Origin of the sequence: Pseudomonas proteolytica (genome assembly GCF_007858275.1) — a bacterium.
Classification (GTDB): Bacteria; Pseudomonadota; Gammaproteobacteria; order Pseudomonadales; family Pseudomonadaceae; genus Aquipseudomonas; species Aquipseudomonas proteolytica.
In genome coordinates, this window is the sequence record NZ_VFEV01000058.1 from 18,849 (window position 1) to 29,720 (window position 10,872).

A 10,872-nucleotide genomic window follows, 5' to 3' on the forward strand; every position below is an offset into this window, starting at 1 on the left:
AAAACGAGATGACATCGTCACCTCTTGGGGTGTGCCATAAAGGATATTACATCCAAATGAGTGGAATAGGTTCGCGCTTAAGGCAAGAGAGGGAGCGGCTGGGTTTGTCGCAAAAGGTTTTCGGTGAAATAGGAGGCGTGGAGGCTAACGCCCAAGGTCGATACGAAAGCGGTGGTCGCGCGCCAAAGGCTGATTACTTATCGCGCGTTGCAGAGAAGGGTGTCGATATCCTGTTTGTTTTGACAGGGAGCCCCACGCCCATCCAGCTGGAAAACCTGAGCCAGGTCGAAGAAAAGGTTCTGGGTAACTACCGCGCGATGTTTAAAGAGGATCAGGATGCGATCCGCCGGCTGACCAGCACCTTGGCAGAGCATTGCTCTGTGGTGAATGGAAAATCCCCGCCGATCCCCAAGGAATCCTGACCTTTTACCCAGGAAACACCCCCGCCTGCCGCTCGGCAGGCGTTCGTAGCGTATTGAAACTCTATATATATGACGCGTTCAGCTAGGTCTGTGCCGTGGTTTTTTGCTAAGGTGTCCGGCAACCTATAAGACCATTTCGCGAGGTGTCTGCTTGATTAGGGTGCTAGTAGTCGATGACCATGATCTCGTTCGTACAGGCATTACACGAATGCTGGCTGACATCGATGGCCTGCAAGTAGTCGGTCAGGCCGAGTCGGGGGAGGAATCCCTGATCAAAGCGCGTGAATTGAAGCCCGATGTGGTCTTGATGGACGTCAAGATGCCGGGGATTGGTGGTCTTGGCGCTACCTGCAAGTTGTTGCGCAGTCATCCGGATATCAAGGTCGTCGTAGTGACGGTCTGTGAAGAAGATCCTTTTCCCACAAGGCTTCTTCAGGCGGGCGCGGCAGGCTACCTGACAAAAGGTGCAGGGCTCGCGGAAATGGTCCAGGCCATCCGCCTGGTATTCGCTGGCCAGCGTTACATCAGCCCGCAGATTGCCCAACAACTGGCAATCAAGTCGTTTCAGCCGGTCAGTGACTCGCCATTTGATGCCTTGTCCGAGCGCGAGATTCAGATTGCCCTGATGATTGTGGGGTGTCAGAAGGTCCAGTCGATTTCCGACAAGCTCTGCCTGTCGCCGAAAACCGTGAACACCTACCGTTATCGAATTTTCGAGAAGCTATCCATCAGCAGTGATGTGGAACTGACCTTGCTGGCGGTTCGCCACGGCATGGTGGACGCCAGCGCCTGAAATGCAAGCCACTGAAATAACCGCCGCGTTTGACCCGAGTGCATTTCTTGCGACCTGCAGTGGCCGGCCTGGCGTGTATCGCATGTTCGACAGCGAGGCGCGCCTGCTGTACGTCGGCAAGGCCAAGAACCTCAAGAAGCGCCTGGCCAGCTACTTTCGCAAGACCGGCCTGGCGCCGAAGACCGCTGCGCTGGTGGGGCGTATCGCCCAGGTCGAAACCACCATCACCGCCAATGAAACCGAGGCGCTGCTGCTAGAGCAGACGCTGATCAAGGAGTGGCGGCCGCCCTACAATATTCTGCTGCGTGACGATAAGTCCTACCCGTACGTGTTTCTGTCGGACGGTGACTTCCCACGCCTGAGCATCCATCGCGGGGCAAAGAAGCGCAAGGGCAAGTATTTTGGCCCTTACCCCAGCGCCGGGGCGATCCGCGAGAGCTTGAGCCTGCTGCAAAAGACCTTTTTCGTGCGCCAGTGCGAAGACAGCTTCTACAAGAACCGTACCCGCCCGTGCCTGCAATACCAGATCAAGCGCTGCAAGGCGCCCTGTGTCGGGCTGGTCGAGCCCGAGGAATATGCCGAAGACGTGCGGCACTCGGTGATGTTCCTTGAAGGGCGCAGCAATGCCCTGGCGGATGAACTGTCCGGCGCCATGGAGCAGGCAGCCAGTGTCCTGGACTTCGAAAGGGCCGCCGAACTGCGCGACCAGGTGTCCTTATTGCGGCGGGTGCAGGATCAGCAAAGCATGGAAGGTGGCACCGGTGATGTCGACGTGATCGCGGCCTTCGTCAATCCAGGTGGCGCTTGCGTGCACCTGATCAGCGTGCGTGGCGGCCGGGTGCTGGGCAGCAAGAATTTCTTTCCCCAGACGGGAATCGAGGAGGAGGTGGCCGAAGTCATGGCGGCGTTCCTCGGCCAGTACTACGTCAGCAGCCCCGAGCGCGACCTGCCGAGCGAACTGATCGTCAACGTGGTGCATGAGGATTTCCCCGCACTGATCGACGCGATCCATGCACTGCGCGGCCGCGAACTGGACATCAGCCACCGGGTGCGCGGCACCCGTGCGCGCTGGCAACAACTGGCGGTGACCAACGCCGAGCAGGCCCTGAGTGCCCGTCTGGCCAACCGCCAGCATGTGGCCGCGCGTTTTGAAGCGCTGGCTGACGTGCTCAAACTCGACGAGCCGCCGCAACGCCTGGAGTGCTACGACATCAGCCACTCCAGCGGCGAGGCGACGGTGGCATCTTGCGTGGTGTTCGGGCCGGAAGGGCCGATCAAATCCGATTATCGCCGCTATAACATCGAAGGCGTCACCCCGGGCGACGACTATGCCGCCATGCACCAGGCCTTGACCCGGCGCTTCAGTAAACTCAAGGACGGCGAGGGCAAGCTGCCGGATATCCTGCTGGTGGACGGTGGCAAGGGCCAGTTGTCCATGGCCCGTGATGTACTTAACGAACTGGCGGTGCCCGATCTGATCCTGCTCGGCGTGGCCAAGGGCACGACGCGCAAGGCCGGTTTCGAAACGTTGTACTTGAATGATGCGGCCCATGAGTTCACCTTGAAGGGCGATTCACCGGCACTGCACCTGATTCAGCAGATCCGTGACGAAGCCCACCGCTTTGCCATTACCGGCCACCGCGCCAGACGTGGTAAAACCCGGCGTACTTCAACCCTGGAAGGGGTTGCAGGGGTAGGGCCAAAACGGCGGCGTGAACTGTTGAAACATTTTGGTGGATTGCAGGAATTGTCCCGTGCCAGCATTGAAGAAATAGCCAAAGCCCCCGGTATCAGTAAAAAGCTCGCTGAGTTGATTTATGCAAACCTACACAGCGAGTAGAATGCCTTCTCACCTCGTAGCCAGTTGTGCCGATGAATATCCCTAATCTGATCACCGTTCTACGCGTCCTGCTCATTCCGATCTTCATTTTGCTGTTTTACCTGCCCTATGAATGGAGCTACATGGCCTCCAGTTCGGTCTTTGCCTTCGCGGCCGCGACCGACTGGCTGGATGGCTACCTGGCACGACGCCTGGAGCAGAGCACGCCGTTTGGCGCGTTCCTTGACCCTGTGGCCGACAAGCTGATGGTCGCCGTGGCATTGGTGCTGCTCGTCCAGGAGCACGGCAACCTGTGGCTGACCCTGCCTGCTGCCGTGATCATCGGTCGCGAGATCGTCGTATCGGCCTTGCGCGAGTGGATGGCCGAAATCGGCGCACGCGCCCACGTCGCCGTGTCCAACATGGGCAAATGGAAAACCGCCGCGCAAATGCTGGCGCTGGTCATCCTGCTGGCCAACCCGTCGAACTTCACCTTCTGGGTGCTGTTGGGCTACGCCTTGCTGCTGATCGCCGCCGGCCTGACCCTGTGGTCCATGCTGCAATACCTGCGCGCCGCGTGGCCCCACTTGCGCACGACCGTGGAAAAGAAATAAAACTTTTTTGAATCAAGGGCTTGACGTGTGTTCTGGAATCTATAGAATGCACACCACCAAGACGCGGGAATAGCTCAGTTGGTAGAGCACGACCTTGCCAAGGTCGGGGTCGCGAGTTCGAGTCTCGTTTCCCGCTCCAAATATTGCGCTACAGAGTTCCACTGAATTCTGTAAGTGATTTAAATCAGGGCCTTTAGGCCCTTTTTTCGTTCCAGCGGGAACCACTGAAATCCAGCTCCATCCAGTGCTTTTAAGTCCCGATTTAAGTCCCGAATGAGGATCTTGGATTTGGATGTGCACTGAATCGGTTTTTTGCTGGAGCAGCTTGGATAGCGAAACGAGCATCTGGCCCTGACTCTGTTCAGGAGCTCGCTATGGCACTCTCAGATACCACCGTTCGGCAAGCCCGAATCACCGGCAATGACTACACGATAGGCGACACGGATGGGCTCGCGCTCAACGTGACCGCACGCGGCGGGAAAATCTGGCGTTTCAGATATTACTGGGCGGGCGTGCAGAAGCGCATGTCCCTCGGTAGTTATCCGCAAATCAGCCTTAAAGAAGCCCGTGCCCGACGTGACGAAGCGCGTGCCTTGGTCGCCCAAGGCATCAATCCCTATGAGCACCGTAAGCAGCAGCGTCGTGCTGTTCGTTTTGCGGCGGAGCATACCTTCGAGGCCGTGTTCAATCAGTGGGTGGAGTTCCGCAGGCTGAGCCTGAAGGAAGGACGCCAGAGCACGCTCTCGCAGATCTTGAGAATTTTCAATAAAGACGTCCTGCCCAGCCTTGGCGGGCGGTCTATCTACGATATCAATCGTCACGATCTGCTGGATTTGTTGGGCAGGATCGAACAGCGCAAGGCCTTAACGACAGCCGAGAAATGTCGGACCTGGTTCAACCAGTTGTTCCGCTATGCGTTGGTGAAAATCGAGGGGCTGGAACACAACCCAGCTTCAGACCTCGACGTTGTCGCACTCCCCAAACCGCCTGTTACGCACAACCCATTTCTTCGTATGGACGAGCTTCCGGGATTGATGGCTGCTCTTCGAAATTACGGTGGCGCCAACCAAACTCGGCTTGGCCTTCGGTTGTTGCTGCTGACCGGTGTCCGCACGGGCGAATTGCGGTTGGCGACGCCCGACCAGTTCGATCTGGAGAAGCGTTTGTGGGTCATACCGGCGGAGGTGGTGAAGCAGCTCCAGTTAGCGATGCGAAAGCCGAGTAAGCAGATCCAAAACGTACCGCCCTACATCGTGCCGCTGTCGGTGCAGGCGCTCGAGATCGTGCGTCACTTGCTGGACCAGGTTGTTCCGGCACAGCGCTACTTGTTTGCGCATCGAAGCGACCTGAGCAAGCGTATCAGTGAGAACACGCTGAATGGCGCGTTACGTCGGATGGGGTACGCAGATCAACTCACTGGTCATGGGATGAGGGCGACGATCTCGACGGCGCTGAACGAGATCGGATACCCGAAGGTTTGGGTGGATGCTCAGCTTTCTCATGCTGATCCAGATAAGGTGAGTGCGGCCTACAATCACGCGGAATACGTGGAGCAGCGCCGGACGATGATGCAGGATTGGGCGAACCGCCTGGATCTGTGGGGGCAGGGCCAGCTGAAAGCGGCAAGCTCTCCGCTTACCATCCGTTTGGAAGGGGCCGCTTCGCTGCCATCGCTTGAAAACGCGAGCGCAGATTCCATTCAGTTCAACGGCACCTTTCCAGCGACAACCGTCTCGGTGCCCAAGGCTTCGGTTAGCAACGAACCAGCTCTTATCGTGTCGCACCAGTCGCCTGTCGTACCTCATTCGGTCCCGACTGAAAAGCCGCATCAATCTCGCGTGTCTGACATCCAGCGCGTACGCGCCGAGATGCTAGCCATTTTTGAAGCTCCGAATAATTTACCGCTGCTTGTCTTCGCCAAATTGGCAGGCAAATCTAGAGATCAGATCAATCGCGATATCAAGGCTCGGCGCCTGCTGTCGCTGAGCCTGGGGAATCGCGGTCAGCGCATTCCCGATTGGCAGCTTGATCCACTGCGGCACAAGTTGGTACTTGCTGCGTTAGCGCGGTTTCCGGATGTCGATGCCTGGAGGCTTTGTCGGGCGGTCTGTGAGCCCCACGAGCGACTGAAGGGGCGTTCGCCAATCGATGTGCTCACTCCGGAGAACTTCGACATGACTGCGCGGATCGTTTGCAGCGCCCTGAGCCCAAGCTGAGTTGCTGTCCTAGCGCGGTGACAATGGGTGTCACCGCTTGCTTGAGTACTGCTTGGCAAGGAACTGTAGTCGAGGCCTGCCGGCGGTGTTATGCGTCTCGTCGACCTGATCCCCTTGCAATACCGCGTGCTGGTCGCCGGCCTTTTACTGCTCGCTTTGGTCGCTACTTCGGCGGCCATCGCCTGGACGGTCCAAGGCTGGCGATACGGTCAGCAGCTGGAAAAACAAGCCCGGCTCCACACCGAAACCCTCAACCAGATCACCCTGGCCTCGGCCGCGCTGCAGCGCGCCGAGCAGGACAAGCGCCTGACCCTGGAACAGCAGCTGGCCGCCAAAGACCAAACCCACTATCGAGCCCTAACCGATGCCCAACGTGATCAGGATCGCCTGCGTGATCGCCTCGCTACTGCTGATGTCCGGCTGTCAGTCCTACTCGACGCCACCGATTCCACCAACGGCTGTGCAGTGCCAGCCACCACCAGCGCCGGCGGCGTGGTTCATGGAGCCACACGCGCCCGACTTGACCCGGCGCATGCTCAACGAATTATCGGCATCACCGATGTCGGCGACCGGGGGCTGATAGCCCTGGCGGCCTGCCAGGCCTACGCCAAAGAAGTTTCAACACCGAAGTGAAAAGGAGCGACCGGGCCGGATGCGCCAACATCCGGTCCGGTCGCCGTCCCTGCAGATGTCCCTGCAAGTCCAGCCAAGGCTCCTGCTCCGTGCACAAAGCGCGGCGAGTCTAGCACCTGTTTATCCATACAGTAATGTCTTGCTTTCAATGAGTTCACCCATCATCCCTTGGATGGGCGGCAAACGCCGCCTAGCCGACCGCCTCATTCCGCTTTTTCCGCCTCACGAATGCTATGTCGAAGTCTTCGCCAGCGGTGCCGCGCTTTACTTCATGCGACCCCAGGCCGCTCCGGTTGAAGTCCTGAACGACATCAACGGCGACTTGGTAACGCTCTATCGTGTCGTGCAGAACCACCTGGAAGAATTCGTGCGCCAGTTCAAATGGGCGCTCAGCTCCCGCCAGGTGTTTGAATGGCAGAAAATGACCCGTCCCGAAACCCTCACCGACATCCAGCGCGCCGCCCGATTCTTCTACCTGCAGCACCATGCCTTCGCCGGCAAGGTCAGCGGACAGACGTTTGGCACCGCGACCACTGGCCCGGCCATCAACCTGCTGCGGATCGAGGAGAACCTCTCGGCCGCATGGCAGCGACTGTCCGGCACCTACGTCGAAAATCCCCCCTGGCTTGATTGTGCTGAGCGCTACGACCGCGCTCATACGTTCCACTACATGGACCCACCGTACTGGCAGACCGCTGGATATGGCGTGGACTTCCCGTTCGAGAATTACGAGCGGATGGCTGACTTTATGCGTCGCTGCAAGGGCAAGGTCATGGTCAGCATCAACGACCACCCGGACATCCGTCGCGTGTTTGAAGGCTTTCACTTCGAGACGTTGGACATTCGGTACAGCAACACGAACCAGCGAAAGGGCACGGCCGAGGTCAGCGGCGAACTGGTGATCATGAACTGGGAGCCGGAAGCGTTAGGAGGCCTGTTCTAGCCATTCGTTTTGGCTCTGCTACAGTGACGACGCTGTAAGGAAAAAATGGGACCTTTAACTCTCACAAGGATAAATGGATATGACTTCTGCAGTTGTTACCTCAAACGATTTCCTAGTTGTCATGCAAGAGCGGTGCACACGGGCAAAAAGTTACATCGAGAACGCGTCCCAGAATCCCTCCGCTCCGTTAGTGGAGTCTCTCGCTGTACGTGAAGAGTCGGGATCGCTTCCGGTAGCGAACAGCGATGCGCTCGGTGATGCTTTGCAGCAAATCAAGGCGGTAGCCAATGCTGGCGCCACCCACACCGCTAACCAAGCTCAGAATGAGATTAGCACCAGCGTCTCTAATTTTATGCAGAGTGCGAAAGATGGTAGTGCTGTTGAGAAATTTAGGGAAAGCATGAGGAGAAGCGGACAAACTGCCAAAGTTAACGCGAATCAGGCAATCGATAAAGCCTACGATACAGCTATAGAGCTTGTCTCTAACATGAGTCCTTCAGACCAAAATGCTGTCGTTAATCTTATGGATAACATTGGAGGAGTCCTTTCGAATATCTATTCGAAAATCAATAGTTTCATATTAAACGCAATCGAGACGTTACAAAGTTGGATTAATAACGCGTTCGAAGCTATTAAGGCATTATTTTCACAAATAGCGGCGTATATCAAAAGCGTACTGTAATTTGGGCTAGAGCCGTTCTATCGAAGCTTAGTTTTCTTCTGAGCGCCAGGGAAGCAGCAATTGTGCTCCCTGGTTTTTCACGTTCCCCACCTCTTTGCCTACGGTATACCATTCGAAGTGGGCTTCCGACCGGGAACGGTCTCTTGCAATTTCCTCTGCTTGCCTTGCGCTGAGATCTGGATCAAGCCAATCCCGCGCTTGTTCAGGTGATAACACCAGAGGTCTGCGATCATGGATATCCACCATGCCCTGTTCGCAAGACGAGGTAATGATCACGAAGCCGTCGCCGTCGCGCTCGTCGAGACCTGGACTGGCCTGTGCGAGCGCCCCGTAGAACATCGGCTTCTGACTTTTCAGGCGAATGAAATACGGCTGCTTTTTCTTTGGATCATTTGGGTCTTTAACCCACTCATACCAGCCCTCGCTGGGCACCAGTGCGCGCCCGGCCGGCCAAAGCTGTTTGAAAAACTTTCCCGTCGTAACGGTCTCGATCCTGGCATTGATAGGGTCCGGACGCTTCCCCTTCGCCCAGAAGGGCGCCCATCCCCACCTCACTGGCGTGACATGAACGCCTGCCTCTGTGCTGTGCAGGATCTGCACGCGGGTCGTCGGAGCCACGTTGTACCGGCTGATCGGCTCCGCGTCGTACCCGCCGAACAATGGCAGCTGGAGGCCTAGCTCCTCCATAAACACCGCCATCCCCTCGTACTGCACGAATCTCCCGCACATGAGCTGTCCCGCCTGTCAGATTTTTCCTATACAGAATTGACCGCGAACCTTGTACAAAGTTAACTGTATGTTCGTACAGTATTTTTGGATCGGTGCGTCATGAGCTTTTCAATTCTAGGCCCTATTGCTGAGGGTGGCTTGAAGCTGCCCCTGTGTTCGTTTCGAGTGCCTGCCGGGTTTCCGTCCCCGGCGACCGTTTTATAATGGGGAACATATGTCGACTATGAAAGCTCAAGGCTTGAGTGGTGGTTGTATGCAGCGCTCATATGTTTAGATGTGTAAATTTAAGTCAATAAATGTCTAGTCAACATATTTCGGTAGGTTTGCTCTGATCAGAAACTTGTCTATTGTTCAAACCTAAAACCGGCTTGCAGGACGCGACTTGGCTGATGATTTTCTAACGGTTGAGCTTGGTACAAAACTAGAGATTGGAAATTGCATGCTAATTGACCACCACATTTGCATTCGATTTGACCACCTTCAGCTGATTAGTTTTGATCTATAAGAAAACGTCATGGCAACACAATCCGCCCAGTTGTCGCCTAAGCTCTGCTACCAATACATACGCATTGAAGGGATTGCGCATAGGGGCTCATCATCAAATGGCCTGCTAGCCTTTACGCCTCTATAACGATGGCACATTACGGAAATTGGCAATGGCGATAGACCAAACGAAGAGGTTGATCAGCACTCGCAGCGAGGAAAACGCCAACCAGTTGCTGAGGGCAGGATGGACGCTGTTGTTGGTGGCTGATCGTAAAGAAGGAAAGCACCAGTGGCTGGTCTATCAGCTAGCGTGGCAGCGCGAAAGTGACCCCGTTGAGATCACCTTCACTGGTGTAGAGCCGGGGCCAGACCCGTTTTAAACTCACGGAGCGTCGTTGCTATCTGCGGCATTAATCTCTCGATTTATCGTTTAAAAAAATTATTTGCACGGCAGTTGACCACTACACCCCCCACTGCACCGGTATCTGCTCAGACGTTTCCGTCGTCCAGCACTTCAAGTGCTCAAGTCGAATGCAGCCTTGTTGATGCTGATAGTGCCTGCCGCTTGGCTGACTGTCACCTTGGTGATGGGGGGCAGGCGCTATTGGTGCTGGCGCGATAGGGGCGTGCAGATCATGAGGTGCTAGTCCTGTATGAGGACTGGAAACTGCAATGCCAGGCCGCCGGCATCATCCGGAAGCGGTTCAAGGAAGTGCGTGATGCTTTGGTCAATCGAGGATCGGCCAAGAGTATCCGATCGAAGTGCGGCCACACAGTGCTGGTGGCAGCTGTCAGTGCCAAACGAATGCTGATGCGCTACAACAATACATAGAACTCTGGGGTCCTCACAGGAAGCGAGCGAATGTGAATGAAATACAAACTCTGCGTCGTCAGGTTGGTTCGGTTCGCATCCGCTTCGCTCATCATAGTAGCCCCGGTGCAGTCGCAGAGGATCTCGAACCCAGGTCCTACGCCAATACGCCGGTCGGTATCAATTTCCTGCTCATGGGCTACAGCGATCTCAACGGCAGCGTGACGGCCCACCCCTCAATCCCGCTCCAAGATGCCAAGCTCAATATAAAGACTGTCGTGCTTGCTTTTGCCAAATCTCTGGACGTCTGGGGCCGCTCCGGGAAGTTCGATATCGTGGTGCCTGAGGCAAGATTGACGGGCTCTGCTCGCCGGTGAACCCAAGGATCGTAATGTTACAGGGTTGATCGATCCAAGATTCCGCTTCTCGGTCAACTTATATGGCGCCCCGGCGATGTCCCTGACGGAGTTCCCCAGCTATCAACAGGATGTGATAATCGGCGCCAGCCTGGCGATCACGGCGCCGCTCGGCCAATACGACGCTAGCAGGCTGGTAAATCTCGGCAACAATCGCTGGTCATTCAAGCCTGAACTTGGGTGTTTGCGCCGATGCCGAATTGACCCACGTGCCGAGATTTTACTGAGCCCCTCTGAATTCTTGCGAACCAATGCCAGTGCTGCATTTCGTTAGATTGGACTTGGGTCAGTCTTTAGTCGGCGCGTGG

The 10,872-nt window shown here is 56.3% G+C and carries 12 protein-coding genes, 1 tRNA gene and 1 pseudogene; 13 read left to right on the top strand and 1 reads right to left on the bottom strand.

The window, feature by feature from the left end; translation table 11 throughout:
* Window positions 1–56: 56 nt before the first annotated feature.
* The 9 genes from FIV38_RS28050 to FIV38_RS28090 all read left to right on the top strand — a co-directional run bounded on the left by FIV38_RS28050 (window position 57) and on the right by FIV38_RS28090 (window position 8,122).
* Window positions 57–422 (top strand): helix-turn-helix domain-containing protein, encoded by a 366-nt coding sequence (locus tag FIV38_RS28050; protein ID WP_070996119.1) that lies wholly within the window; start codon window positions 57–59, stop codon window positions 420–422.
* A 151-nt stretch (window positions 423–573) separates the two neighbouring features.
* Window positions 574–1,215, top strand: coding sequence for a response regulator transcription factor GacA (gacA, locus tag FIV38_RS28055; protein WP_029293774.1), 642 nt, complete (start codon window positions 574–576; stop codon window positions 1,213–1,215).
* Between the two features lie 16 nt (window positions 1,216–1,231).
* On the top strand, window positions 1,232–3,055 hold the full coding sequence (uvrC, locus tag FIV38_RS28060) for an excinuclease ABC subunit UvrC (RefSeq protein WP_092239423.1): 1,824 nt from the start codon (window positions 1,232–1,234) through the stop codon (window positions 3,053–3,055).
* A gap of 32 nt (window positions 3,056–3,087) precedes the next feature.
* Window positions 3,088–3,648, top strand: coding sequence for a CDP-diacylglycerol--glycerol-3-phosphate 3-phosphatidyltransferase (pgsA, locus tag FIV38_RS28065; RefSeq protein ID WP_029293776.1), 561 nt, complete (start codon window positions 3,088–3,090; stop codon window positions 3,646–3,648).
* Between the two features lie 63 nt (window positions 3,649–3,711).
* Window positions 3,712–3,787 (top strand) — tRNA-Gly (locus tag FIV38_RS28070).
* Between the two features lie 235 nt (window positions 3,788–4,022).
* Complete coding sequence (locus FIV38_RS28075; RefSeq protein WP_092239316.1) at window positions 4,023–5,864, top strand: tyrosine-type recombinase/integrase; 1,842 nt, start codon at window positions 4,023–4,025, stop codon at window positions 5,862–5,864.
* 90 nt (window positions 5,865–5,954) lie between these two features.
* On the top strand, window positions 5,955–6,497 hold the full coding sequence (locus FIV38_RS28080) for a lysis system i-spanin subunit Rz (protein ID WP_092239318.1): 543 nt from the start codon (window positions 5,955–5,957) through the stop codon (window positions 6,495–6,497).
* A 148-nt stretch (window positions 6,498–6,645) separates the two neighbouring features.
* Complete coding sequence (locus FIV38_RS28085; RefSeq protein WP_092239320.1) at window positions 6,646–7,440, top strand: DNA adenine methylase; 795 nt, start codon at window positions 6,646–6,648, stop codon at window positions 7,438–7,440.
* Between the two features lie 79 nt (window positions 7,441–7,519).
* A complete protein-coding gene (locus FIV38_RS28090; protein ID WP_139273610.1) occupies window positions 7,520–8,122 on the top strand; it encodes a hypothetical protein in 603 nt (200 codons plus the stop codon).
* Between the two features lie 27 nt (window positions 8,123–8,149).
* On the opposite strand, the gene FIV38_RS28095 is transcribed toward FIV38_RS28090, so the two are convergent.
* Window positions 8,150–8,851 carry an SOS response-associated peptidase family protein gene (locus FIV38_RS28095; protein ID WP_092239324.1) on the bottom strand — a complete coding sequence of 234 codons (702 nt, stop codon included), beginning with the start codon at window positions 8,849–8,851 and terminating at the stop codon, window positions 8,150–8,152.
* A gap of 99 nt (window positions 8,852–8,950) precedes the next feature.
* Between FIV38_RS28095 and FIV38_RS30610 the strand changes: the two are divergent.
* The 4 genes and pseudogenes from FIV38_RS30610 to FIV38_RS30620 all read left to right on the top strand — a co-directional run.
* Window positions 8,951–9,043: pseudogene (locus tag FIV38_RS30610) on the top strand (peptidase S24); the annotation flags it as partial.
* Between the two features lie 464 nt (window positions 9,044–9,507).
* The gene (locus FIV38_RS28105; RefSeq protein ID WP_069553013.1) at window positions 9,508–9,717 is read left to right on the top strand and encodes a hypothetical protein; all 210 of its coding nucleotides are present in this window, start codon (window positions 9,508–9,510) and stop codon (window positions 9,715–9,717) included.
* A 484-nt stretch (window positions 9,718–10,201) separates the two neighbouring features.
* Entirely contained in the window at window positions 10,202–10,525 is a 324-nt protein-coding gene (locus tag FIV38_RS30615) for a hypothetical protein (RefSeq protein WP_226926062.1), read from the top strand.
* A 25-nt stretch (window positions 10,526–10,550) separates the two neighbouring features.
* Complete coding sequence (locus FIV38_RS30620) at window positions 10,551–10,838, top strand: transporter (protein ID WP_226926060.1); 288 nt, start codon at window positions 10,551–10,553, stop codon at window positions 10,836–10,838.
* The last annotated feature ends 34 nt before the right edge of the window (window positions 10,839–10,872 follow it).